The organism is Xanthomonas sp. MLO165 (genome assembly GCF_018831305.1).
GTDB classification, from domain to species: domain Bacteria; phylum Pseudomonadota; class Gammaproteobacteria; order Xanthomonadales; family Xanthomonadaceae; genus Xanthomonas; species Xanthomonas arboricola.
Genome location: NZ_CP029263.1, coordinates 1,459,776 through 1,486,163, shown reverse-complemented (window position 1 = coordinate 1,486,163; position 26,388 = coordinate 1,459,776). Strand labels below are relative to the sequence as shown.

At 66.5% G+C, this 26,388-nt stretch carries 17 protein-coding genes; 4 read left to right on the top strand and 13 right to left on the bottom strand.

What is annotated here, in order from left to right; translation table 11 throughout:
- Window positions 1–67: 67 nt before the first annotated feature.
- From DGN21_RS06380 to rpoE, 3 genes are all read right to left on the bottom strand, one after another.
- Entirely contained in the window at window positions 68–1,639 is a 1,572-nt protein-coding gene (locus DGN21_RS06380; protein ID WP_126965710.1) for a DegQ family serine endoprotease, read from the bottom strand.
- 109 nt (window positions 1,640–1,748) lie between these two features.
- Complete coding sequence (locus tag DGN21_RS06375; protein WP_184576847.1) at window positions 1,749–2,636, bottom strand: sigma-E factor negative regulatory protein; 888 nt, start codon at window positions 2,634–2,636, stop codon at window positions 1,749–1,751.
- A complete protein-coding gene (rpoE, locus tag DGN21_RS06370; protein ID WP_016903799.1) occupies window positions 2,633–3,253 on the bottom strand; it encodes an RNA polymerase sigma factor RpoE in 621 nt (206 codons plus the stop codon). Before rpoE ends, DGN21_RS06375 begins: the two co-directional genes overlap by 4 nt.
- Window positions 3,254–3,488: 235 nt before the next feature.
- Between rpoE and DGN21_RS06365 the strand changes: the two genes are divergently transcribed.
- Window positions 3,489–5,570, top strand: a complete 2,082-nt coding sequence (locus DGN21_RS06365; protein WP_126965709.1) for a 3-hydroxyacyl-CoA dehydrogenase NAD-binding domain-containing protein — start codon at window positions 3,489–3,491, stop codon at window positions 5,568–5,570.
- Window positions 5,571–5,740: 170 nt separating this feature from the next.
- Here the strand turns inward: DGN21_RS06365 and DGN21_RS06360 are convergent, their stop codons facing one another.
- The 3 genes from DGN21_RS06360 to DGN21_RS06350 all read right to left on the bottom strand — a co-directional run bounded on the left by DGN21_RS06360 (window position 5,741) and on the right by DGN21_RS06350 (window position 11,057).
- Complete coding sequence (locus DGN21_RS06360) at window positions 5,741–8,593, bottom strand: TonB-dependent receptor (RefSeq protein ID WP_102252400.1); 2,853 nt, start codon at window positions 8,591–8,593, stop codon at window positions 5,741–5,743.
- 381 nt (window positions 8,594–8,974) lie between these two features.
- On the bottom strand, window positions 8,975–10,558 hold the full coding sequence (locus DGN21_RS06355; protein WP_126965708.1) for a sulfotransferase: 1,584 nt from the start codon (window positions 10,556–10,558) through the stop codon (window positions 8,975–8,977).
- Between the two features lie 40 nt (window positions 10,559–10,598).
- Window positions 10,599–11,057 (bottom strand): hypothetical protein, encoded by a 459-nt coding sequence (locus DGN21_RS06350; protein WP_126965754.1) that lies wholly within the window; start codon window positions 11,055–11,057, stop codon window positions 10,599–10,601.
- A 160-nt stretch (window positions 11,058–11,217) separates the two neighbouring features.
- Here DGN21_RS06350 and DGN21_RS06345 point away from each other — a divergent pair, with 160 nt between their 5' ends.
- A complete protein-coding gene (locus DGN21_RS06345; RefSeq protein ID WP_126965707.1) occupies window positions 11,218–12,720 on the top strand; it encodes a sulfotransferase in 1,503 nt (500 codons plus the stop codon).
- 23 nt (window positions 12,721–12,743) lie between these two features.
- Here DGN21_RS06345 and DGN21_RS06340 read toward each other — a convergent pair whose 3' ends face one another.
- The 7 genes from DGN21_RS06340 to DGN21_RS06310 all read right to left on the bottom strand — a co-directional run bounded on the left by DGN21_RS06340 (window position 12,744) and on the right by DGN21_RS06310 (window position 21,686).
- A complete protein-coding gene (locus DGN21_RS06340; RefSeq protein ID WP_126965706.1) occupies window positions 12,744–14,027 on the bottom strand; it encodes an aspartyl/asparaginyl beta-hydroxylase domain-containing protein in 1,284 nt (427 codons plus the stop codon).
- Window positions 14,028–14,198: 171 nt separating this feature from the next.
- Window positions 14,199–15,164, bottom strand: coding sequence for a cation diffusion facilitator family transporter (locus DGN21_RS06335; protein ID WP_104593526.1), 966 nt, complete (start codon window positions 15,162–15,164; stop codon window positions 14,199–14,201).
- 797 nt (window positions 15,165–15,961) lie between these two features.
- Window positions 15,962–16,864 carry a 3-hydroxyisobutyrate dehydrogenase gene (gene mmsB / locus DGN21_RS06330; protein WP_181097777.1) on the bottom strand — a complete coding sequence of 301 codons (903 nt, stop codon included), beginning with the start codon at window positions 16,862–16,864 and terminating at the stop codon, window positions 15,962–15,964.
- A gap of 158 nt (window positions 16,865–17,022) precedes the next feature.
- Window positions 17,023–18,195 (bottom strand): enoyl-CoA hydratase/isomerase family protein, encoded by a 1,173-nt coding sequence (locus tag DGN21_RS06325; RefSeq protein WP_160954625.1) that lies wholly within the window; start codon window positions 18,193–18,195, stop codon window positions 17,023–17,025.
- Window positions 18,195–18,992 carry an enoyl-CoA hydratase gene (locus tag DGN21_RS06320; protein WP_016903185.1) on the bottom strand — a complete coding sequence of 266 codons (798 nt, stop codon included), beginning with the start codon at window positions 18,990–18,992 and terminating at the stop codon, window positions 18,195–18,197. Before DGN21_RS06320 ends, DGN21_RS06325 begins: the two co-directional genes overlap by 1 nt.
- Window positions 18,989–20,170, bottom strand: a complete 1,182-nt coding sequence (locus DGN21_RS06315) for an acyl-CoA dehydrogenase family protein (protein ID WP_024938048.1) — start codon at window positions 20,168–20,170, stop codon at window positions 18,989–18,991. Before DGN21_RS06315 ends, DGN21_RS06320 begins: the two co-directional genes overlap by 4 nt.
- 10 nt (window positions 20,171–20,180) lie before the next feature.
- Window positions 20,181–21,686, bottom strand: coding sequence for a CoA-acylating methylmalonate-semialdehyde dehydrogenase (locus tag DGN21_RS06310; protein ID WP_065031849.1), 1,506 nt, complete (start codon window positions 21,684–21,686; stop codon window positions 20,181–20,183).
- 123 nt (window positions 21,687–21,809) lie between these two features.
- Between DGN21_RS06310 and DGN21_RS06305 the strand changes: the two genes are divergently transcribed.
- Window positions 21,810–23,195, top strand: a complete 1,386-nt coding sequence (locus DGN21_RS06305) for a short-chain fatty acyl-CoA regulator family protein (RefSeq protein ID WP_046342092.1) — start codon at window positions 21,810–21,812, stop codon at window positions 23,193–23,195.
- A gap of 362 nt (window positions 23,196–23,557) precedes the next feature.
- Window positions 23,558–26,248 carry a TonB-dependent receptor gene (locus DGN21_RS06300; RefSeq protein WP_126965705.1) on the top strand — a complete coding sequence of 897 codons (2,691 nt, stop codon included), beginning with the start codon at window positions 23,558–23,560 and terminating at the stop codon, window positions 26,246–26,248.
- Window positions 26,249–26,388 lie beyond the last annotated feature (140 nt).

The window sequence follows — 26,388 nt, the reverse complement described above, 5'->3', positions numbered from 1 at the left end:
CAGGCACCCGCGAACAGGAGCCTGCTTTTGCCAATCCCGAATCACCAATGACGAATCCCGGCTTCCGTTAGCCGCCGGCCTTCAAGGCCACATAGCTGGTCGCCTTGCCGTCGGTGACCAGCAGCATGACCACGTCGCCCTTCTTGTAGCTGGACAGGGCGCGGTTGAGTTCGGCGACGCTGCCGACCTTGGTGCGGCCGACGCGGGCGATGACCAGGCCCGGCGACAGCGGCGGTTGGGTGCTGCGTGCTGCCGCGCCGGTCACCGAGGCGATGCGCACGCCCTCGCCGGCTTCCAGGCCCAGGCGGCTGCGCTCGGCAGCGGTGAGATCGGCGACCTGCAGGCCGAGCAGCTCCACACTGGCCGGAGCACTGGGCTTGGCGTCGTCGGCCGCGGTACGCGGGGCGGCGTTGCCGGCGGGGTTGTCCAGCGTCGTCAGGGTGACGGCCACCTTGCGCGGCTTGCCATCACGCAACACGTCCAGGTTGACCTTGGTGCCCGGCGCCATCAGGCCGATCATCGGCGGCAGATCGCTGGCGACATCGATCGGCTTGCCGTTGACGGCGCGGATCACATCGCCCACCTCGATCCCGGCCTTGGCGGCGGGGCTGCCGGGCGGAATGTCGTTGACCAGCGCGCCGCGTGTATCCGGCAGGCCCAGGCCCTGCGCCTTGAGCGAGTCGATCGGGCCGACCGCCACGCCCAGCATGCCGCGGCTCACATGGCCGGTGGCCTTGATCTGCTCGGCAGCGCTGAAGGCCAGGTCGATCGGGATCGCAAAACTGATCCCCATATAGCCGCCCGAGGCGGAGAAGATCTGCGAATTGATGCCGACCACCTCGCCGCGCGTGTTGAGCAAGGGGCCGCCGGAGTTGCCCTGGTTGATCGCCACGTCGGTCTGGATGAAGGGCACGTAGCGCTGGTCCGCGTACGGATTGCTGCGCCCGGTGGCACTGACGATGCCGGCGGTGACCGAGTGATCCAGGCCGAACGGCGAGCCGATCGCCACCACCCACTGGCCCGGCTTGAGCGTGTTGGAGTCGCCCAGGCGCACCGTCGGCAGGCCCTTGGCCTCGATCTTGAGCAGCGCCACGTCGAACTGCTCGTCGCTGCCGACCACCTTGGCCTTGAACTCGCGGCGGTCGGTCAGCTTGACGGTGACCTCGCTGGCGCCATCGACCACATGGTGATTGGTCAGCACATAGCCGTCGGCCGAAATGATGAAGCCCGAGCCCATCGACTTGCCGGCGATGCCGCCATCGTCATCGCCGCCCTGGCCCGGCCCCTGCCGCGGCCCGCCCGGCATCTGGAAATCCGGCCCGAAGAAGCGGCGGAAGAATTCCGGCATCTGCTCGTCGCCGGGCATCGCGCCGCCGTCCTGCCCACCCCGCCGCTGGCGCGCCATGGCGTCCTTGCGAGTGATGGTGGTTTCGATATTGACCACACCCGGGCCGACCTGCTCGACCAGATTGGTGAAGTCCGGCAAGCCGGCCACCAGCTGCGGAGCCGGGTCGGCGCTGCGGTTGGCGGCAATCGGGGCAACATCCTTGGCCGTGGGCGCGGACTGCTGCGCGCAGGCGGCCAGCGGCAGGGTCATGGCGATCAGGCCGAACATCTGGGTGCGAATGCGATGGTTCATCAGGTTGCCTCCGATGGCAGGGCGACAGGGGCCAAAGCCCCTGCCACTGCAGGGGTCCGGCACGATAACGGGAGGGAGGGCGCCGAACGGATGAAGATCGGCGGCGACATCAATCCTGCGGCTGCACCGGCAGCGGCCGGTTGGGCGCGGGGCTGGCAACACCCTGCGGCGCAGGCTCGAACGGATAGAACGCGGTGCCCTGTCCGCCTTGGCGGAAGCTGGCATTGAGCGGACTTTCACCGGCACCGGACAGCGCCGCGCGCGGCCATGGGCGTGCCTGCAAGGTGGTATCCGGATGCGTGAACGGATTCGATGGCGACACCGCACCGGCCGTGGCCGTCGTCGCAGCAGGAGCAGCGGACGCCAGCATGCGGGTCGGCACCTGCTGCTGACGCGAAGCGACGCTGCGGGCGACCTGCTGGTTGCGCGTGGCCGCGCCACGGCGCGTGGATGCCAGCGCGGCGGCCGGCACCGCTGCGGCCAGCGCGGCCACCTCATCGGGGGCGGCCGGGCCGGGCTCGGCCGGACCCTTTGGTGCTGCGGGCGTGGCGGGGGCCGGCGTGGCCGCCGGCAGCTGCGCTGTCGTGGCGAACACCGGGACCTGCTCGGCCGGCGGTACGGTCTCGGGCAGGCGCTCGCGCGCCATGAACAGGGCAATCGCCGCGACCGATGCTGCAATCGCTGCGCCACCACCCCAGCGCCAGCGCGTGGCCGCGCGCGTGGCTGGCTGCGCCTGCGGCACCGGCTCGTCGGCAATGGCGCTGCGCACGCGCGCGGCAAAATCCAGCGGTGCCGGCGCGCTGGCCGCACCGCGCAGCACATCGCCGCACAGCTGCCAACGCTCGTGGCAGCCGGCCAGTTCCTCGTCGTGGGCCAGGCGGCGTAGCAGGAAGCGCGACTCGTCGGCGCTCAATTCGCCATCCACCAGCGCAGACAGCTGCTGACGGTAGTGACGCTCGAACTTGTCGGTGGTGGACATGGCAGGGTTATGGCTCATACACGGTGTCGCTCACGGGTGGCGCTTTCGGTCTCCAACAGAGGCCGCAGCTCGATGTCGATGGCCTCGCGCGCCCGGAAGATGCGCGAGCGCACCGTTCCGATCGGGCAATCCATCTTTCGCGCGATTTCGTCGTAGCTCAGCCCCTCCACCTCGCGCAGGGTGATGGCCGACCGAAGTTCTTCCGGCAGGGCTTGGACCGCACGCATCACCGTTTGTTCCAGCTCCTGTCGCATCAATTCGCGCTCCGGGGTGTCGGTATCGCGCAGGCGGGTGGCACCATCGAACTGTTCGGCATCGCTGATCTCGATATCGTCGGTGGGCGGACGGCGGTTGTGCGCAACCAGATGGTTCTTGGCAGTGTTGACGGCAATGCGGTGCAACCAGGTATAGAACTGCGAGTCGCCGCGGAAACTGTTGATCGCGCGGTAGGCGCGCACAAACGTATCCTGGGCCACGTCCTGGCACTCGCTCCAGTCGGCGATGTAGCGCCCGATCAACGCAACGATGCGGTGCTGGTATTTGCGCACCAGCACATCGAACGCTGCGCTCTCGCCGCGCTGCACACGCCGGACCAGTTCCAGGTCCAGCTCCTGAGGTGTATCGACTTCGGCCATGTCGGGCCGCACTCCTGTCAGCCCACCGAAGTCGGGCAATGAGACAACCATTGAAAAGAAAAGTTCATACCGATCCGGACGATCGTCACGCATCAGACTAGCTGCACCGATGCGCCACTGGCGACGCCTCGCACGAGGCGCGCGCCGCCCTGCCGACAGGTATGGGTATTTGACGTGAAGGAAACAACCTCTGGATGATAACGACCTTTCCTTATATCTCCGGACGGCCAGACGCATGCTTCCAGGTTTCGACGGGCTCCGATTCAGCCATTGGCAGGCCGACCTGCGCGAGGACGGCGTGGTCGTGCTCAGCCTTGATCGTCAGGGCGCACCGGTCAACGCGTTTTCGCAGGAGGTGCTGCTCGAACTGGGCGCGCTGGTCGAGCGCCTGGCGCTGGACCCGCCCAAGGGCGTGGTGCTGCGCTCGGGCAAGCCCAATGGCTTCATCGCCGGCGCCGACCTGAAGGAATTCCAGGAGTTCGACCGCAAGGGCACCGTCAACGATGCGATCCATCGCGGCCAGAGCGTCTTTCAGAAGCTGGCCGAGCTGCCCTGCCCCACGGTGGCGGCGATCCACGGCTTCTGCATGGGCGGCGGCACCGAGATTGCGCTGGCGTGCCGGTATCGCGTGGCCTCCGACGATGCCGGCACGCGCATCGGCCTGCCGGAAACCAAGCTCGGCATCTTCCCCGGCTGGGGCGGCAGCGCCCGCTTGCCGCGCCTGATCGGTGCGCCGGCGGCGATGGACCTGATGCTGACCGGTCGCACCGTCGCGGCCAAGGCCGCACGCGCGATGGGCCTGGTCGACAAGGTCGCCGCGCCCGCGGTGCTGGTCGATGTCGCCGCCGCGCTGGCGCTTACCGGCAGCAAACGCCCGTTCAAGCAGCGCGCCACCGCGTGGGCCACCAATACCTTGCTCGCGCGCAAGCTGCTGGCGCCACAGATGCGCAAGCAGGTTGCACGCAAGGCGCGCAAGGAGCATTACCCGGCGCCCTACGCCCTGATCAACGTGTGGGAACGGGCCGGCGGCAGCGGCATCCAGGCGCGCCTGGCGGCCGAGCGCAAGGCGGTGGTCAAGCTCGCCAGCACGCCGACCGCACGCAACCTGATCCGCATCTTCTTTCTCACCGAGCGCCTGAAGGCGCTGGGCGGCAAGGATGCCGGCGCTGAGGCGCTGGCTCCGATCCGCCATGTGCATGTGGTCGGCGCCGGCGTGATGGGCGGCGATATCGCGGCCTGGGCGGCGTACAAGGGCTTCGAGGTGACGCTGCAGGATCGCGAGCAGCGCTTCATCGATACGGCGCTGGGCCGCGGCGGCGAGTTGTTCGCCAAGCGCGTCAAGGACGAGGCCAAGCGGCCGGCGGTGGCGGCGCGCCTGCGTGGCGACCTGGCCGGCGCGGGCGTGGCGCAGGCGGACCTGGTGATCGAAGCGATCATCGAGAACCCGCAGGCCAAGCGCGAGCTGTATCAGTCCATCGAGCCGCAGCTCAAGCCCGATGCCTTGCTGACCACCAACACCTCGTCGATTCCGTTGACCGAGCTCCGCGGGCATATCCAGCGCCCGGCGCAGTTTGCCGGCCTGCACTACTTCAATCCGGTATCGATGATGCCGCTGGTGGAAATCGTGCAGCACGACGGGCTGGATCCGGCCAACGTCGCGCGCCTGGCGGCATTCTGCAAGGCGCTGGACAAGTTCCCGGTACCGGTGGCCGGCACGCCGGGCTTCCTGGTCAATCGCGTGCTGTTCCCGTACCTGCTCGAAGCGGCCACCGCCTATGCCGAAGGCGTACCGGGCCCGGTGCTGGACAAGACCGCGGTGAAGTTCGGCATGCCGATGGGGCCGATCGAACTGATCGACACGGTGGGGCTGGACGTTGCCGCCGGCGTGGGCGCAGAGCTCGCACCGTTCCTGCACCTGCCGATTCCGGCGGCGCTGGCCACTGTAGAGCCGGGCAAGCGCGGCAAGAAGGACGGCCAGGGCCTGTACAAGTGGGAGAACGGGCGCGCGGTCAAGCCCGAGGTCGCCAGCGGCTACGAGGCGCCGGCAGACCTGGAAGATCGCCTGATCCTGCCGCTGCTCAACGAAGCGGTCGCCTGCCTGCACGACGGCGTGGTGGCCGATGCGGACCTGCTCGACGCCGGCGTGATCTTCGGCACCGGCTTTGCGCCGTTCCGCGGTGGCCCGATCCAGCACATCCGCAGTGTCGGCGCCGACGCCTTGCTGGCACGTCTGCAGGCACTGCAGGCGCGCTATGGCGAGCGTTTCGCGCCGCGCCCGGGCTGGCAGTCGCCGTTGCTGCGTGAACCGGTGGAGTGAACCGTCGACGCTGTCTTCGACGTCGATCAGCCACGCAAGCGGGGGGCGATCGGCGACTGGGGTGATCCGCAGGTTGCAGCGCGGCGAGCCATCGACACACGCTGTCACAGGCAACAAACAACAACGGCGAGCCGAGGCTCGCCGTTGTTTTTACCAGCTTGCAACGTGCCTCAGAAACGCAGACCCACACTGGTGAAGAAGTAACGACCCGCCTGGTCGTAACCGGCGAGCGAGTTGCCGTTGAAGGTCAGGCTGCCGCCCACCAGCGGCGGCTCCTTGTCGGCGATGTTGTTGATGCCCAAGGTCCAGGTGACGTAATCGCCCAACTGCATCGAACCGGACAGGTCGAAGTAGTTGTACGCCGACACCTTGTTGCCCTGGTTCACCAGGCGTACGTCGGTTGTGCCACGGGTGCCGTCGGTGTTCTGGTAATCCAGCTCACCGATATAACGCCAGCGCAACCCGACGGTGTAGCGATCGAAGCTGTAGCGCGTGCTCAGCACATGCCGCCATTCGGCACTGTTGCAGGCCACGTTGACCACGCCCGCGCAGTCGTAGGTCACTTCCTGCACACCCGGAACCGGCTCGTACTCCTGCTTGATGGCGTAGCTGCCCATCATCGAGGCGGTCAGGCGCCCGGGGCCAACGCTCCAGGCATACGATGCGGTCAGATCCACGCCCTGGAAATGCAGCGAACCAAAATTATCCTGGGAATTGAGGATCAGACCGGACACGTCCGGGTCGCTACCGCGGAACAGATCGCCCGTGGTGGCATTGCGGCGCACGCGGCTGCAGATATCCGCATTACCGGTCACGCCGCATGCGGTGAGGATGTTGGACGAGCCGATGCTGCGGATCGCGTCGTCGATCTTGATGTCGTAGTAATCCACGCTCAGATCGAGCCCCTTGATCGGGCTGGCAGCAAAACCGACGGTCCAGGTGTTGGCCGTTTCCGGCTGCAGCGTCGTATTGCCGCCGCCGATTTCGTTGTACTGGCCGGCCGGGTTGGCTGCAACGCGGCCGTATTGCGCCGCAGTCACACCGGTGTTGGCGCACTGGGCCTGGGTGAAGACCGGATTGGCACCGGCGCACGGGTCGCTACCACTCCATAGCCCGATCGTATTTTCGTTATACAGCTCGGTCACGTTCGGAGCGCGGATCGCACGATTCCAGCCCGCGCGCAGGTGGTATTTGCCATCGACGAATGTTGCACCCAGACCGGCCTTGTAGGTACTCACACCACCGGAGGTGTCGTAGTCCGAATAGCGATAGCCAAGCTGCATGTCGAGGTGATCCAGGCTACCGGCCTGCGCCACCAGCGGCACCGCGCCTTCGAGGAACAGTTCCTTGACGCCGATGTCGCCGGACACATTGGAGGTCGGGCCACCCAGGCCGGTGAAGTTGCCGGTCTGCATGTTGCTGTCGGCCACCCGCTTGAAGGTCTCGTTGCGGGTCTCGACACCACCGACCAGACTGATCGGGTTATCGCCGGCCCACGGCAGGCTGTAGCCGAAATTGCCGGTCACATAGGCGTTGAACACGCGCATCGAGGTTTCGTAGTTGACGATACCCACGCCCTGCAATGCCTCTGCCTCTGCTGCGGTGACACTGTCGGTCCACACGCTGTAGGGCACGCAACCATCGAACGAACCAGGCTGGCAGCCCAGCAGTGCATCGCGGACGCGCGTGGTCACGAAGTCGTTCCTGTTTTCCGACTTGGTGGTGCTGCGGTTGTAGGTGAACGAGGCGTCGTACGACCAGTTGTCGTTGATGTCGCCCTGGGCGCCGGTGGTGATGCTGAAACTGTTGGTATCCGAGTCGGTGATGCGCGGGCCGCCTTCGACGTTGCGCTTGGCCACGTAGACGGTGAACTCGTCGTCGGTGATGCCCACATCGTTACACAGGCTGCCGATCACCGAGGTGGCGCAGTTGACGTTGAGGTCGGTGAAAAACGCACCCGACGGCGCGATCTGGGTCGAACTCTTGCGGTTGACGAACAAGGTTTCGAGATAGGGCTTGAAGTGCTCGTTGACCTCGTACTTGATGTTGGTGCCGGCCGTGTAGCGCGTGTCCGGACGCTGGTAGTAATTCAACGGCGCGAAGTTGTAGAGGTTCGGGGATGCGACCTGCGACCAGGTGCCGCCGGCTGAAGGCTGCACGTAGAACGCGCCAGCCGACGGAGCGACGACATAGAAGTTGGCTGGATCTGCGGTGGCAGAGCCGCCGCAGGCGGTGCCGCGGTTGCTCAATGCGCATGCGGAGTAATCGCGCTGGCCCTGCAGCAGTGGATCGTTTTCGCGCCAGGTGGCCCATGCGGTGGCATGCCCCGCCTCGCCGAAGCTGCCGCCGATGGCCAAATCCACATTGCGGGAGATGCCGTCGAAACCGGAGTTTCCAGTCGGATAATCGTAACCGGCGTCGTCCATCAGACCGCGCATCAAGGTGTTGCCGTTGTCGTGCTGGTAGGCGTTGTAGCCCATGTCGACACTGACACCTTCGAACTCGTCGTCGAGCACGAAATTGACCACGCCGGCGACGGCATCGGAGCCGTACACCGCCGAGGCGCCGCCGGTCAGGATGTCCACGCGGCGCACCAGCGCTGCCGGAATGATGCTGATGTCCGGACTCTCGCCGATGCCTTTGGGAATGCGCCTGCCGTTGACCAGGGTCAAGGTGCGCTGCGCGCCCAATCCACGCAGATCGACGGTCGCATACCCCTGCGAGCCATTGTTGGCGAAGTTGTCGAAGCTCGCCGAGAGCTGCGGGTACTGGTTGATCAGATCTTCGACCTTGGTCGAGCCGGTGTACTGGAATTCCTCCTTGTTGATCTCTGCCACCGGACTGGAGGCAGTCATCGTCTGGCTCTTGATGCGCGTACCGGTGACACTGATCGCGTCCAGGCTCTTGAGTTCCGTCGAGGGCTGCTCCTGCGCCATCACGGTTCCCGACAGGGCAAATGCGGCAGCGCCAACCGTGAGCGATACCCGGATGGCGTCGCGCAGCTTGGTGGTCTTCAATCTCATCTCTCTCTCCGAGAAGTTCGAACGGGTGAGCGCGACGCACTGCATCGGCATCTGAGGCAATGCCGGCACGTGCTGCGACGTTGTTGGCAAGCGCATCAAACTGCGCTTCCACACTGGCGAACGGCCGGACGAAAGAGCGCCCGAAAAAACGTTGCCAACCCGATGTTAAGACCACGTTGAGGAGAATTAAAGCGCCATTCAGAAATGCTCCGAATCGGTGCGACGAATCCCCAAAACAGTGCGGAAGTCAGGCAAAAGTGGCCCTTTGCCGCCGGTGTCTGATGTAGGGCTCGATGCCGCCACGTGTGTTCGCTCGTGGCTCGCGAGCCGGCGGCGCGCTCACTCGGAGGACTGGACCGGTGGATCGGCCAGCGCCAATCGCTACACCACTTCGGCGCCGGGCACGATCACGCCAGCTGCCTGAAGTCGCCTCAACAACGGCAGCAGTACGTCCAGATGCCGGCGAGAGCTATGCACCGAGCGTTGGTGGACATCGCCGCGCACCTGCGCCGCGCTCGCAGTCACGAACGGCACATGCTCCAGTTCGGCGATGGTGTCGCTGCGCGCCAGCCCGCACCAACTCAGCACCCGCGTGATCTGCTGGTCGGTATCGCGCACCAACTCTTCGTAGTGCACGTCGAGAATGGCGCCGGGCAGCACCGCATGCCAGTGCCGCATGGTCTGCTGGTAGGCCAGGTAGTAATCCGCGAGCTCATCGAGCGCGTACGAGAACGGATAGGCGTTGTAGAACAAGGTCTTGTACATCGCATAACAGGTGTCCAGCGGATCGCGCACCAGATGGATGATGCGTGCGCGTGGCAGCGCGGCGGCAATCATGCCGCAATACAGGTAATTGACCGGCAGCTTGTCGATGAACACCGGATGGTCGTGCACCAGCTCACGGGCACCGCGCAGATACTCCTGCCCAAGCGCCGCGAAATCGATCTGCAGCGATGCCTGGGCGGCGGTCAGTTCGGGATTGGTCGACAGTACGCCGGAGGTCGCACTGCCGAGCAACGCACCGAAATCCATCAGCTCCCCGGCCGAGCGTGCACCGCCGCGCTGGATCAGCAGGCGCTCCAGCAAAGTGGTGCCGGAGCGTGGCAAACCGACGATGAAGATCGCTCCCTCGCCCGCATGACCGGGCTGCAGTGCGCGCAAGGCAGCCGGGCCGTACGCCTCGAGCACCTGGGCGATATGCGCACACTCGGCAGCAACGTCGTATTGCAAAGTCTTGCGCTTGCAGGCCGCTGCTGCGGTCAATGTCTCGAACGACTCCGCATGCTGGCCCAGGTCCTCCAGCTCCTTGCTCAAGGCGTACAGACCGGCCGCTCGGGCGGATGGTTCCGATAGCGTGGTCAAGCGGTGACGCAGATCGTCCAGGTGGTTGTGCTGCCCGGTCTGACGCCGGAGCGTGGCGCGCAGGTACAAGGCATCGCCCGTGCCGGGTGCCAGTTGCAATAGCCGCTCCAGGGTGAGCTCAGCCGCATCGAATTCACCGCCAAAGAACTGCATGGTGGCGAGGTCGTACAGCAAGCCGGGCTGTTCTCCCAGCAATGTCATCGCATGCCGGTACGCATCACGGGCGGCCGCCACCTCGTGGCAGCCACTGTACAGCGCACCGATCCGCCACCATGCAGCGCCGTCGGCGGCCGCCAACGCCTGCGCCTGGCCGGCGACGAGCCGGGCCTCGCGGCGGCGACGCAGCTGCAGCAGCAAGCTGGCGTATTTGATCAATAGCGGGAGCGGTGACGTTGCAACCGCCGCAGCCTGTGCGATGCGGTCGGCTGCGGCCTGCGGATCGCCGTTGGCCAACCGGGCTTCGCTGGCAAGCTCCAGCAGATGCGCATTGCCTGGCTGCTCTGCGCAGGCGCGGTCGGCGAACACAGCTGCCTCGGCATAACGTCCCTGACGCAGCAGTTGATACCCGTTGTGCAACAGGGCGCGTAGCGGTCTCTCAGTCATCCATTCTCTTCTGTCTGTTGCGATGCCGTCGGTGGCCTGGCTAGTCGATGCGGCGGGCACGTAGTGCCACACCGGCAGCGGTGACCAGCATGTAGCTTCCCATTGCGGCCTTGCGGATCACCACGACCTCGCCCTCGGCCAGCGGCCCACGGCTGGTCGCTTCCGTCAGCGCCCAACGCTGGCGACTGTCCAGCGACACGATGCGCGTACCGTCTGGCTGATACGCCACCGCGAGCACCTTCGCGGTGAGTTGCGCAGGCGCTGACTGCTGCGCGCCTGTCGCTGCCGAGGCCTGTTGGCTGCTGCGGCCGAATGCCCTGACTGCCCTGTCCGCCTCCGCCGCCCGCACCGCCTGCGTTGGCGGGAAGCTGGCGTCATAGCAGGCCAGCCGCGGCAAGGGATCGAGTACTGCGGCGCAGCGATGCGTCGGCACGTCCTGCGCCGATGCCGCCCAGGCGCAGCTCAACACCGTCAGCCCCCACACCACTCGCTTGTGCATGCGCGCATCTTCACTCGTCGATTGCAGCAGAGCATACAAGGCAAGCGGCGCACACAGGAAAGACCGCTCATCACCGTCCGCCACGGGCCGATTGAACGCACCGACGGCGCCGCCTAAGCTGCAGGTCTCCCACCCGCTGCAAGAATGCCTGGAAAACGCCTTGGACCCGTCCTTGCAGCACGCCGCACGCTTACTGCAACAAGGCCATCTGGCGCAGGCGATCGCCGCTTATCGCCGCATCCTGCAAGCGCAGCCCCGCTGCGCCGATGCCTGGTACAACCTGGGATATCTGCTGCGCCAGACCGGCGAGGCATCCGCCGCACTGGACGCTTATGCGCAGGCATTGCAATGCGGTGCCGCACTGCCGGAACAGATCCATCTCAATCGCGCCGCGCTGCTGAGTGACCATCTTCATCAGGAGGCGGCAGCGCTGAAGGAACTCGACCTGGCACTGCAGTGCCGGCCGGACTACGCCCCGGCCTTGCTCAATCTGGGCAACCTGCAGGAAGAGCTGGGCGCACGCGACCAGGCGGTCGCCGCCTATCGCCGGCTGCTCGCCAGTCCTCCTGTCGATGCCCAGACACGGGCGCTGCAGCTGCAAGCCACCGCACGCCTGCTGCACCTGGATCCTCCCACGCATGCGCAGGACACACGCCTGCTTGCACTTGCGCAGGCAGGCTCGGTCGCGGGACAGGATCCTGCGTTGACGGCCACGCTGCTGCATGCACTGGCCCATGCCTACGACCGCCTCGGCCTGCACAGCCAGGCATTCGCTGCGGCCAGTGCCGCCAACCGGCATGGCCATGCACATGCGCGGCGCTATGACCCGATCCGCACACAGCAGCAGTTCGACAGCATCGCTGCGGTATTTGCCGATGCAAGCGACGCGCGCCAGCCACCGCCCATGGATGCTGTCGGCGACGCGGTGCCGGCACTGTTTATCTGCGGCATGTTCCGCTCCGGCTCCACCTTGATCGAACAGGCCTTGTCGCGCCACTCGTGCATTGCCGCCGGGGGCGAACTGGATGCGCTGCCGCGACTGGTTGCACAGTCGCTGTCGCCGTTCCCGCAAGCCGCGCAGCATCTGTCCTCGCACACGCTGACGCAGCTGGCCGCGGCCTATCGTCAACGCATGGCAGCAGCCGTTCCCCAGCATGCGCAACTGCGCTACATCACCGACAAGCGCCCCGACAACTTTCTGCTGATCGGGCTGATCAAGCAGCTGTTTCCGGCGGCCAGGATCGTGCACACACGCCGTCACCCGCTGGACAACGGGCTGTCGATCTTCATGCAGCAGCTCAATCCGCAACGCTTTGACTATGCGGGCCGGCTGGAGGACATCGGGCATTTCTATGCCGCCTACCAGCGACTGATGGCGCATTGGCTGTCGCTGTATCCGGACAGCATCCACACGTTCGACTACGACGCCTTTGTCGCCGCGCCGGAGCCCAGCCTGCGCGCACTGCTGGACTTTTTGCAGTTGCCCTGGGAACCGGATTGCCTGGATTTCCACAAGGCGCCTGGAGCCGTCAGGACAGCCAGCTACTGGCAGGTGCGCCAACCCCTGCATGGCGATGCGTCCGGACGCTGGAAACCCTACGCGACCCAGCTCGCTCCGCTGCGCGACACACTTGCCCGGTTTGGCATCATGCCTGCGGACTGAACCGGCCGACTACCGGCACCACCTCATCCCGCACGGTGGCGCGCAATCGCCGTCTCCATGGCATTGACCATCTGCCGCTCCTCCTGGCTCAGCAGCGGGTTCCAGACATCGAAGATCAGCACCGCACGCTGCTGCGCGCTCGCGTTGCGCGCTTCATGCTCGATCGAGTCGTCGAACACCAGTACCTTGCCGACCTCCCACTGCCGCCAGTCGTAACCGACCCGGAAGCTGCAGCCCTCGGGCACGATCAACGGAAGATGCGCCACCAGACGTGCGTTGGTCTCGCCGTGGTGCGGCGGAATGACCGTCTGCGGCGCAAGCACCGAAAACATCGCGTTGGGGCACACGCCGTCGATCTGCGCCGCATCGACCAATGCCAACGCGGCGGCGGTTGCCGGGCACTGCCGCAGATGCTCATCCACCGGCTGTCCATGTGCCCACAACGGATAGGAACTCCATGCCGGCGAATGGTTGAGCTCCTTCCACTGATTGACCGGCTGGTCCGGCGCGTAGGCGATGTACGGCGCAAAGCCGCCCTTGTCCTCGTGCATGACGGCGCGAAGTTCCTGCGCGATCGCCGCGGTCTGACGCTGTACTGCAGCGATCCAGGGAAACGCGTCCGGCGGGTGAAACGGCAGGGCTGGCAGTCGCGGGATGTACAAGCGGTTGGATTGGGAATGGAACGGGCGACTGCGCCCGCATGCGATCGCGGCCGCTTCCGCCCAGCGTCCTGCGAGTGCGGCGTCCACGGCGATGCCAGGAGCGTCCAGGACGGCGCGCAATTGCGCCTCCAGCTCAAGCGTGTCCTGCTCCACCGCCTGCGTGGCCAGGGCCAGCTTGCGACGCAACACCGCAGGCCATTGCGGCTCCGGCGGCGCGACCTTCAGCGCATCGCGATAGACACTAGCGGCGGCGCGCGGACGGCCGCGTGCCTGCAGGAATGCGGCCTTTGCCAGCAGCCCGGGCAGGAAGTACGCATCCAGCGCCAGCGCCGCGCTGATGGCCTGCCATTCGCCATCCACATCGCCTTGCGCCTGCTTCACCACCGCAATGGTCAGCACGATCATCGGATCGCCCGGGCTGCTTGCGCGTGCGCCTGCCAGGTATTCCAGCGCCGCCGTTGCATCGCCGCGCTGGTAGGCGTGCACGCCCAGGCTGTACAAGGCCTGCGGGTGCGTCGGCGCCAACTGGCGCACCTGTGTCCACAATTGCTCGGCCTGTTGCCATTGCCCGGCCGATGCTGCCGCGCCCGCCTCGGCGATCAGCGTGGCGATGCGTTCGTTGCGTTGTTCGATCTGTACCGCCATTGCGCCGCCGGCCTCGCAGTCTTCCCCGGCTCGATCATACGGCCTGGGAGGCAGCCAGGAAGCAGGACGGTTCTCCCCTGGATCGGACCCGATGACCTGGCTGGGCGCTGCTCCAGGCAACGCCATGCCACCGCCGATCAGACAACAAGCCCACTGGCGGCGTGGTCCGCGTCAGTGCGCGTGGCCGCCGTGCGAATGCGCGTGACCACGGTGATCGTCATGCGCGGCGCCTTGCGCGGCCGGGGCCGCGCCACACGGCTCGGTGCCGCAGTCGCCACTCTCCACCTGCAAGGTGACGTGGGTGATCTCGAAACGCGCGTGCAGCAGCTCGGCGAGGGCGTCGCGCAGGCGGTCGCGGTCGGTGGTTTCGCTGACCACCACGTGTGCGGTGAGCGCGGGCGTGCTGGAGGCCAGTGCCCAGACATGCAGGTCGTGCACGTCTTCGACGCCGGGGTAGCTGCTCAGCGCCTGCTGCACCTGCGGCAGATCGATGCCTTTGGGCACGCCTTCTAGCAGCACGTTGATCGCCTCTCGCAGCAGCACCCAGGTGCGCGGCAGCACCCACAGGCCGATCAGCACGGCCAGCACCGGGTCGATCCATTGCCAGCCGGTCCAGCGGATCAGCAACGCGCCGATGATCACCGCCACCGAGCCAAGCATGTCGCTCCAGACCTCGAGATAGGCACCCTTGACGTTGAGGCTCTCGCCGCTGCCGGCGTGCAGCAACTTCATGGCGATCAGATTGATCACCAGGCCGAAACCGGCGATCAGCAGCATGCCGCTGGAGGAAATATCCTGCGGTGCGCGGAAGCGCTGCGCGGCCTCCCAGAGAATGTAGGCGCCGACTGCGAACAACAGCGCCCCATTCGCCAGCGCGCCGAGCGCTTCCAGCCGCACATAGCCGTAGGTACGGCGCGCATCGGCAGGACGACGGCTCAGGCGCACGGCAAGCAGGGCGATCATCAGGCCCACGGTATCGGTGGCCATATGTGCGGCATCGGACAGCAGCGCCAGGCTGTTGGTGATGAACGCACCGATGACTTCCGCCAGCAGGAACGTGGCGGTGAGTCCCAGCGCCCACCACAGCGGTGTCTCGTGGCGGATTTCGCTGGGTGCGTGGTTGTGGTCGTGTCCCATGGATGCGGTGGCCTCGTGCAATGCGCGCACCTTAGGCGCACGCGATGGCGGAGACTATTACACCCGGGCGTGATGACATCACATCACGCGAGCGCGGCGCCGCACCTTGTTGCCCAGGCCGGATAGCGACTTGGGGCGGCCAACAGAACCTCTCGAACGCCGCAGCGATGGCGGCAACGTGTCGGCAACCCCCGCTTTCGTTAGCGGGTGGAGTGATGTCGTATTGGCAGTGACGTTGCTCGATAGAAAGAAGCCGATCAGACCGCACCTCGTCGGACGGCTGCGCTGCATGTGCTGCATGCACCGCCTGCCCCTGCTTGCAACCGTGCGTACCGACCATCGTGACTGGTCCTTGCTCGCCCACCGTCGCGGGACCTTACGCGGCATGGATGCCGCGTAAGAGCCTACAAGGACGTACTTGCGGCGTGTCCCGCGATGGTGGGCGGGCAAGGGCCCTGCAGCAAAACCACAGCGTCGAGTGCGCGGTGCCCTCACCGCGTCAGACAGTTTGCTGGCTGTGCTATTGAAAAAAAAAAATGCACACCGATCAACTCGACTGGTCCTTGCCCGCCCACCGTCGCGGGACCTTACGCGGCAAGGATGCCGCGTAAGAGCCTACAAGGACGTACTTGCGGCGTGTCCTGCGATGGTGGGCGGGCAAGGACCTCGCAGCCAAGCCGCAGATCATCCGCTCTACAGCCGACACCCCTAGTTCGATCAACTCTCCAGACAGAGACGAATCACCACTCCAGCCGCACCTACTTGACGGTGGGCGTAGACACTTTTGCTCGCCGCTCTCAAACCTTGGCCACCAGCTTGATCACGCTGGAGAAATCCAGCGCACCGTTGCCGGCCTGGCTGTTCATCGCGTACAGATTGCGCGCCAGCTCGCCGAGCGGAATCGACACGCCTGCCTGCACTGCGGATTCGGCGACCAGCCCCAGGTCCTTGAGCATCAGATCGTTGCCGAAGCCGCCGCTGTAACCGCGCGATGCCGGCGCGCTGGGCAACACGCCCGGCCACGGATTGCACACTTCGGTGGCCCAGCTGCGTCCGGTGCTGACCGCCATCATCTGCGACAGCACCGCCGGGTCCAGCCCCTGCGCAACGCCGAGCGCCAGCGCCTCGCCGGTGGCGGCCATGATCACGCCCAGCGCCATGTTGTTGCACAGTTTGGCGACCTGGCCGGCGCCGTTGTCGCCAACGTGGAAGATGTTCTTGCCCATTGCCTGCAACACCGGCCGCGCGCGCTCCAATACCTGCGCGGCGCCGCCGACGATAAACGTCAGGCTGCCTGCCGCCGCACCCGCCGTCCCGCCGGAGACCGGCGCATCCAGCACCGCCAGGCCACGCGCCTGCGCCTCGGCGGCGAGCTTGCGTGCGCTGGCGGGTGCGATGGTGCTGCAGTCGATTACCAGGGCACCTTCGGGAATCTGCGCCAGAATCCCGGCCTCGCCCAGGTACAGCGCTTCGACATGGCGGCTGGCCGGCAGCATCGAGATCACGATCTCGGCGTCGGCCAGGGTGTCGTGTGCGGAGCTGGCGGCATGCGCGCCGGCAGCGACTGCCGCATCCAGCGCAGCGGGCACCAGATCGAACACCCGCAGCTGGTGCCCGGCCTTGCTCAGGTTGGCGGCCATCGGCCCGCCCATATTGCCCAGGCCGATAAAAGCGATCTTGCTCATGGTGTGGTTTTCCAGGGTTGGGCGGCCATCACCGACTGGCGCGGCCGTTGAATGGTGTGCCCGGCCGCAGCGCAGTGCGGCAAACGGATGCAGTGGCGTTCCTCGGCCCTGCACTGCGGATGCGGCTCATTGTCCGCATCCGCCAAGACCGTTCGCAGCGGCGTGTCAGCGACTCAACCTGCACCAAGATCGGCAAGTGGATGCCGTGCAGGCGGCCAGGGCGATTGCAGGAATGCCGCCGCCCATTGCGCATCGGCCTGTTCGAGCGCGGCAGGCTGCCACTGCGGCGTGCGGTCCTTGTCGATCAACAGCGCGCGAATGCCTTCGGCGAAGTCGCCATGCGCGGCGGCATGCAGCGCCACCACGTACTCGGTGCGAAAGGTGTCTGCCAGCGTGCCGGTGCCCGGGTGACGTTGCAGCTCCCAGGCCAGGCGCGCCGAGCCGGGGGCGCCGGCGGCCAGCGTTGCACGCGCGGCCTGCAGCCAGGCATCTTCGCTTTGCAGTGCCAGGATTGCGGCGACTACCTCCTGCAGCGTCTGGCCTGCCACCAATTGCGCGATCAGCGCCGCATGCACCTGCAGCGGGCCCGGCGCCAGCGGTTGCGCAATCCCGTGCAGGAATGCGCCGAGCTGGGCGCGATCCTCATCGGCATCGCCTGTCCAGGCATGCGCGTCCAGGGCGTCCAGCACTGCCGCATATTGCGCATGCTCCAGGCGCACATCCGCAAGCCCGGCATAAATGGCATCGCTGGCGTCCAGCGGCGCGCCGGTCAGTGCCAGGAACAATCCGGCGCCGTGCGGCACGCGGCGCAACAACCAGCTGCCACCCACGTCGGGAAACAGGCCGACACTGATCTCCGGCATCGCCAGCCGCGAGCGCTCGGTGACCACGCGATGGCTGGCACCGGACATCAGGCCGATGCCGCCGCCCATGACGATGCCGTGGCCCCAGCACAGCAGCGGCTTCGGGTAGGTGTGGATGCGATGGTCGAGCCGATATTCCTCTTCGAAGAACGCAGCGGCGTGCGCATTGCCCTGCGGTTGCGCGCGACGTTGCTGCGCATCCGGCACCGCCTCGCGATGCGCGCGCATGCTCTGGTACAGACCATGCAGATCGCCACCCGCGCACAACGCCTTCTCGCCTGCGCCACGCAGCACCACGCAGGCAATCTGCGTATCGTCGGCCCAGATGCGCAACTGTGCATCCAGCAGGCGCGTCATCTGCAGGGACAGGCCGTTGAGCGTCCTGGGCGCATTCAAGGTGGCGATACCGATGCGATGCCCGTCGGCGCAATCGCGTTGTTCGAACAGCACCGGGGCTTCTTCGGGGAGGCTCACATCCAGCATCAGCCATTGCTCCACTGCGGTGCGCGCTTCTCGAGAAAGGCCGCCACTCCCTCGGCCTGATCCGCCTGCTCGAACAGGTCGACGAAGGCTTCGCGCTCTGCCACCAGCGCGGCGGCATGCGTGCCGTGGCGGGTGGACTGCACCAGGCGCTTGCACGCCGCAACGCTGGCCGGACTCTGCTTGCCGGCGCGCTGTGCCCAGGCAATGGCCAGCGCGCGCGACTCGCCCGTGCCCACCACCTCTTCCACCAGGCCGATGCGGTGCGCCGTGGCGGCATCCAGACGCTCGCCGAGCAGGATCATGCGCTTGGCCCAGCCCTCGCCGACCAGGCGCGGCAGGTTCTGGGTGCCGCCGGCGCACGGCAACAAGCCGACGCTGGCTTCCGGCAAAGCCAGTTGCGCGTGCTGCTCGGCAATGCGCAGATCGCAGGCCAGCGCGCACTCCAGGCCACCACCCATCGCATAGCCGTTGATGGCGGCGATCGACACGCCGCGAAACGCGCTCAAGGCTTCGAAAGCTTCGCCGAAGCGGCGCGCGGCCTCCCGTGCAGCAGCCTTGTCGCCATCGGCAAACTGCTTGAGATCGGCGCCGGCACTGAAGAACTTCTCGCCGTCGCCAGTGATCACCAGCGCGTAGATGCTGCGGTCCGCATCCAGCGCGCGGACCAGATCGCGCAAGGCTGCAAGACTGTGCACGGTCCAGGTGTTGGCCGGCGGATTGCGCAGGGTGACGATGGCGACATGGCCGTCGCGTTCGACATGTAAACCGGTATGCGTGCGTGTTGCCCAATCGCTCATCGCAATTCCTCCTCGCCGTTGAGCAGGTGGCGCGCAATGATCATGCGCATCACCTCGTTGGTGCCTTCCAGGATGCGGTGCACGCGGCTGTCGCGCAGCAGGCGCTCGATCGGATACTCGCGGATATAGCCGTAGCCGCCGTGGATCTGCAAGGCATCGTCGCAGATCGCAAAGCCGGCGTCGGTGGCGAAGCGCTTGGCCATCGCGCACCACACGGTGGCATCGTGGCTGCCGGCATCGAGCTTGCGCGCAGCGGTGTGCACCATCTGCCGCGCGGCCACCAGTTGCGTGGCCATGTCGGCCAGTTTGAATTGCAGCGCCTGGAAATCGGCCAGCTTCTTGCCGAACTGCCGGCGCTCGCCCATGTAGCGGCGGGCGGCATCCAGCGCGCCTTGCGCCGCTCCCAACGAGCAGGCGGCGATATTGATGCGGCCGCCATCCAGCGCCTTCATCGCCATCTTGAAGCCCTCGCCCTCCTTGCCCAGCAGATTGCCGGCCGGAATGCGCACGTTCTCGAAGCTCACCCCGCGGGTGGGCTGGCTGTTCCAGCCCATCTTCTCTTCCTTGCGGCCGTAGCTGATGCCGGGCGCATCGGCGGGCACCACGAAGGCGCTGATGCCGCGCGCGCCGTCGTCGCCGGTGCGCGCCATCACCACCAGCACATCGGTGGCGCCCGCGCCGGAAATGAAGGCCTTGCTGCCGTTGAGCACGTAGCTGTCGCCATCGCGCTGTGCACGCGTCTTGAGCGAGGCCGCGTCCGAGCCGGCACCCGGCTCGGTGAGGCAGTACGAACCCAGCTTGGCGCCGCTGGTCATCGCCTCGCCCCACTGCGCGCGTACCGCGTCGTTGCCGTAACTGGCGATCAACCAGGTGGCCATGTTGTGGATGCTGATGAACGCCGAGGTGGATGGATCGACCGTGGCGAGTTCCTCGAACACCACCGCGGCATCGAGCCGGCGCATGCCCAGGCCGCCCACGCCCTCATCGGTGTACAGCCCGCAGAACCCCAGCTCAGCCGCCTTGGCGATCGCCTCGCGCGGGAAGTGGCTTTCCGCATCCCAGTGCGCGGCGTGCGGTGCGAGTTCCTTGTCGGCAAAGTCGCGCGCGGCAGCGCGGAAGGCTTCCTGCTCGTCATTCAAATCGGCTGTATTGGCGTGTAGCTGGATGGCTGCATTCATGGCGATCGTGTCACTTGAGGGAGATGGTGGTGTTGACGCCGTGGCCCAGCGTTTCGTCGTCGAACCAGCGCGCGGTCACGGTCTTGGTCTGGGTGTAGAACATCACCACCTGCTTGCCGTACGGGCCCAGGTCGCCGAGCTTTGAGGCACGCGATCCGGTGAACGAGAACAGCGGCACCGGCACCGGGATCGGCACGTTGATGCCGACCTGGCCCACGTCGATGTCTTCCTGGAAACGCCGCGCCGCCGCGCCGGACTGGGTGAACAAGGCGGTGCCATTGCCATTGGGGTTGGCATTGACCAGGGCGATGGCCTCGTCCAGCGTGGCCGCCTCCAGGATCACCAGCACCGGGCCGAAGATTTCCTCGTCGTAGATGCGCATGCCCGGCCGCACGCCGGAGAAGATCGTCGGGCCGACGAAGTTGCCCTGCTCGAAGCCCGGCACGCTGGGCGCGCGCCCATCCAGTTCCAGTGTGGCGCCCTGCTCGACGCCGGAGGCGATCAAGCCTTCCACACGCTCGCGCGCCGCGCAGGAGATCAGCGGCCCGACCTCGGTGCCCGGCGCATTGCCCGCGCCCAGGGTCAGGCCCCTGGCCTTGGCCACCAGCGCCGGAATCCATTGCCGCGCCTCGCCCACCAGCACCAGTGTGGATGCCGCCATGCAGCGCTGGCCGGCCGCACCGAAGGCGGCGCCGACCATCGCATTGAGCGTCTGCTCCTGATTGGCGTCCGGCAGCACCACGGCATGGTTTTTCGCACCCATCATGCATTGCACGCGCTTGCCTGCCAGCGAGGCGCGCCGATAGACGTGCGTGCCGACCCTGGTCGAACCGACAAACGACAGCGCCTTGATGTCCGGGTGGTCGCACAACGCGTTGACCACGTCTTCGCCGCCGTGCACGACATTGAGCACGCCCTTGGGAATGCCCGCCTCCAGCGCCAATTCCACCAGCCGCATGGTCACCATCGGGTCCTGCTCGGAGGGCTTGAGCACGAAGGTGTTGCCGGTGGCGATGGCCATCGGAAACATCCACAACGGAATCATCGCCGGGAAGTTGAACGGGGTGATGCCCGCGCACACGCCCAGCGGCTGCAGCAGGCTATAGGTGTCCACGCCGTTGGCGACGTTGTTGGCCAACTCGCCCAACTGCAGGTTGCCGATTGCCGCGGCGTGTTCCACCACTTCCAGCCCGCGGAACACATCGCCTTCGGCATCGGCCAGGGTCTTGCCCTGCTCGGCGCTGAGCAGCGCGGCCAGCTCGGGCATGTGTTCGCGGATCAGCTGCTGGTACTTGAGGAAGATGCGCGCACGCGTGCCGATCGGGGTCTTGCGCCAGCTCACGAAGGCCTGGCTGGCCGCCGCCACCGCCGCGGCCACTTCGCCAGTGGTGGCGAACGGCACCTGTGCCAGCACCGACTGATCGGCCGGGTTGACCACGTCCTGCCAATGGGTGCTGGCGGAGGTGACGAACTGGCCGTCGATCAACAGGGAAACGCGCGGGACGGAATCACTCATTGCAGGGTCGCTCGCAGAAGGTCGCTACGGATACTTCGCATTGTTCGCAGCGGGACCTGGCATTCCCAGCCCGAGACTGCTTAATCGCGCTAAGCTGCCGCCACTATTTTGCGAATCTTGCGAATGCCGCAGTCGTCCCTCCCGCTCCGCCACCAGCTCGGCCTGCGCCTGCAGCGGCTGCGCCAGCGCCACGGCCTGACCCAGGCGGAGCTGGCACGCCGGCTCGGGCTGTCGCCGAGCTACCTCAACCAGATCGAGCGCAACCAGCGCCCCCTGACCCTGGCAATCCAGCAGCGGCTCAAAGCCACCCTGGGCGATCTGGACGGCCTGCTCGACCTGGACGACCCGGCCGCGCTGGTCGAGCCGCTGGACGAATCGCTGCGCAGCCTGGGCCACAGCCTCTCGGCCGCCGAACTGCGCGTGCTCACCGGCAACCTGCCGCAGGTGGCCCAGGCCCTGCTGGACCTGCACCGCGCCCACCAGCACCTGCTCGAGCGCACCGCCGCACTGGAAATACAGATCGGCGCCGACCACGCCGCACTGCCCTCGCTGTCGCCGGGCGAGCAGGTGCGCGATTACTTCAACCGCGCGCACAACTATCTGCCGGAACTGGATGAGCGCGCCGAGGCGCTGTATGCCGAACTCGGCCTGACCTCGGACAACCTGCCGCTGCGGCTGCGCCAACGCCTGGCCGATCGCCACGGCCTGCTGGTGCAGGACGCGCCCGATCTGCACAGCGACAAGCGCAGTGTGGATACGCAGGCGCGCGTGCTGTGGCTGCCCGCGCATCTGCGCCCTGGCCAGCAGGCCTTCCAGATGGCCGCGCAACTGGCCTTGCTGGAATGCGCGCCCTTGCTCGACGCACGCATCGCCGATGCCGGCTTCGAAGATGCCGAGCGTATCGCGTTGTCACGGATCGGGCTGTCGAACTATTTCGCCGGCGCGCTGGTGATGCCGTATGGCCAATTCCTGCGCAGCGCCCAGCGCTCGCGCTACGACATCGAATGGCTGGCCGATCGCTTCGGCGTCGGCTTCGAGGCGGTCTGCCACCGGCTCAGCACCTTGCAGCGGCGCGGTGCGGCCGGGCTGCCGATCTTCTTCATGCGGGTCGATCGTGCCGGCAACGTGTCCAAGCGCCACTCGGCCACCGACTTCCACTTCTCGCATGTCGGCGGCGCCTGTCCGCTGTGGATCGTCTATGAGGCCTTCAACCAGCCCGACCGCATCCTGACCCAGATCGCGCGCATGCCCGATGGCCGGCGCTACTTCTGGCTGGCGCGCCAGGTCAGCAGCGGCGCGCCCGGCTACGGCCGCCCGCGCAAGACCTTTGCGTTGGCGATGGGCTGCGACCTGCGCCATGCCGATCAACTGGTGTATGCGCGCGGCTGGGACCTGGACGCGGTGGACGATGCGGTGCCGATCGGCCCCGGCTGCCTGACCTGCGAACGCAACGACTGCATGCAGCGCGCCTTTCCGGCATTGCCCCGGTTATCTGCCCACCCGCGCTAGTGCAGAACCCTGGTCCGTCGCGCCGACCAGGCAACCTTGGTCCGCGGTACAGGCCACGCACACCGCAACTGTGACCGGGCAGACGCTACCGCTGCACTGCAGCATTCCAACGCGAGATAGCTCCCGCAAAATGCTTCATTGGAATGGAATGACTTGCGCTTCTACCCTGAAGCGGACACATGCAGGACAGGGGGACGTCAAGGCGATCGACCATCGTCGCAGCGTCACGCAAACGATCAATCAGCTCCACACCGCAGCAACCGCCATGCCCGCGTTGGACACGCCAACGCGCAGCCGCGCCACAGCGCCGCACCAGCGGCCACTATTTCATTCGGTAACTTTGTCCTGGGAGGGATCAAACGATGCCCGTTCACCACACCGGCCACCCGGCCAGCCGGCGCATGCGCCTGCGCCGCACCCCCGTGCGCGACGTTCTCTGCACCACCATCGCCTGTGTGCTGGCCACCGCGTTCAGTGCGCACGCACAGGACAGCGCGCCTGCCGCGCCGCCGGCCACTGATGCCACCACCACGGCTGCGCCGCCGGTCACGCTCGACAACATCACCGTGATCGGCCAGCGCGCCAGCCTGAACCAGGCGGTGCAGGCCAAGCAGATGTCCGATCACGTCATGGAAGTGATCTCCGCCGACAACATGGGCCAGATGCCCAATGTTACCGTCGCCGAAGCGCTGGTGCGCCTGCCCGGCGTCAACGGTACCCGCGACCGCGGCAACGAGAGCCTGGCGACCGTGCGTGGCCTTGGCCCGCGCATGACCATGGGCACCGTCAACGGGCGCGAAATCGCCTCCTCCGAGCCCAATCGCGCCGTGCGCTGGGAAGTGTTTCCCACCGAGATCGTCTCCACCGTCAAGGTCTACAAGACCCAGTCGGCGGACCTGGTCGCCGGCGGCCTTGCCGCGACGGTGGACATCTCCACCATCAGCCCGCTGGACTACACCGGCCCGGGCTTTGTCGGCACCGCCGGCCCGGTGTTCTACGACCACGCCAAGGACGTGGACGGCTATTCCCCGTGGGGCAGCCGCTTCGGTGCCAGCTGGGTGCACCAGATTAACGACAACCTCGCGGTTGCGCTGGGTGCCACCTACCAGAAACAGAAGAACTCCAACTCCTCGATCGGCAGCTGGGGCTATACCGATGCCACCACCTCGCGCGATGTGGACGGCGACGGCCGCGTGGACCCGACCCCGTGGGGCGCGGCCGACCAGCTCAAGCTGACCGAGCAGACCCGCACCGGTGCGATGGGCACCGTGCAATGGCGCTCGGGCAACTTCGAGTTGAAGTTCGACGGCCTGTATTCGCGTATCGAGATCGACGAGGACCAGTTGCAGAACTGGTTCAACGGCCTGGCCTACAGCACCTTCTCGACCGGCGCCAATCCGTACACCACGCCGGGCTCGTCCTACACTATCGTCGATGGCGACGTGGTGGCCGGCACGCTGGCCAACTCGAACCTGCAGGTCGACCATGTGGTCAGCCACTACAACGAGGTCAAGACGCTCACTGCCGGCGGCCTCAACGCCAAGTGGAGCGGCGATGTGTGGACGCTGGGCAGTGACCTGTCGTTCTCGCAGGCCAAGCGCGACAACACTTGGCAGGCGGTGCGCTTCGGCAGCAACCCGGACACCGTCTCGTTCGATTTCCGCCGCAGCGTCACCCCCACCATCAGCACCAGCTCGGACACGCCCGAGTGGGGCATCGCCGGCCAGACCGAGCCGCAGGGGCTGCGCGACAAGATCGCCGCGCTGGCGCTCAACGCCAGCCGCCCGGTCGATGCCGCGGCGTTCACCTCACTGGAATTCGGCGCACGCGCCGCGCGCCGCGAGAAGCAGAACCGCCGCTTCATCAGCAACCAGTCCGGTTACGACCAACCGATCTCGGCGTACCAGGGCCTGATCTATCCGGTGACCATGCCGGACTTGAACGTGCCCACGCTGACCGGCGGCAACATGGATGCCATCGCCCAGATCGGCTTCGGCGGTTTCGACCCGGCCACGCTCGACGAGCAGTTGCTCGACCACTGGAACGTCAAGGAAGACGTGCGCGAAGCCTTCGCCAAGGCGGTGTTCAGCTCGCAGCTGTTCGGCACCGATGTCACCGGCAACATCGGCGTGCGCCTGGTCAACACCAAGACCACCAGCGACGGCTTCGATTCGGTCGGCACCACCGTGCAGGCCAGCAGCGACAGCAAGGAATATACCGACGTGTTGCCCAGTGCCACCGTCAACTTCCTGATCGACGATCAACGCATCCTGCGCTTTGCGGTGGCCAAGGTCATCGCACGTCCGCCACTGGACGAGTTGCGCACCGGCCGGCGCTTGGACGACCCCAACGTCACCGTCGGCCAGCTCACCGGCAGCGGCGGCAACCCGCAGCTGGATCCATTCAAGGCCACCCAGGTCGACCTGTCCTACGAGTGGTACTTCCACAAGGAAGCGCTGGCGGCGATTGCGGTGTATCGCAAGGAAGTGGATTCCAGCATCGGCTACCGCACCGACCGCGAAGTGATCAACGGCCTGGATTACCTGGTCAGTGCGCCGTTCAATGGCGGCGGCGGGCATATCAACGGTGTGGAACTCACCTTCCAGACGCCGTTCTACTTCATCCCGCACATGGAAAACTTCGGCGTCTACTCCAACTTCTCGCTGGTCGATTCCAACCTCAAGGAATTCTCACCGGAAGACAACCCGCTGCCGCTGAGCGGGCTGGCACGCAAGACCGGCACCTTCGACCTGTGGTACAGCAACGGCAGCTTCGAGGCGCGCGTGGGTTACAAGTACCACAGCCCCTACACCGTGGTGTACGGCTGGAATGCGGCGCGGCTGGCACGGCTGCAGAGCGAAGGCACGGTGGATCTGAGCCTGAACTGGCAGTACAGCAAGCAGCTCGGTTTCCGCTTCCAGGCCGGCAACCTCACCAACGAACCGCTGCGCGCCTACACCGACAACAAGCCCAACCGTCTGGCCAACCAGGACGACGGCGGCTATCAGGTGTTCGGCCGTCGCTACGCGCTGGAAGCGACCTACAAGTTCTAAAGCACCGCTGACACCGCTGTTGCACGCCTGCTCCACCACTGCGCGCGGTGTGCGCAATCGCCTACGTCACTGACGTTGTGATTGCGCGCACCGCCCGCACGACGGCACCGCCGCATGCGGCAGGCTGTCACCCGCTCCGC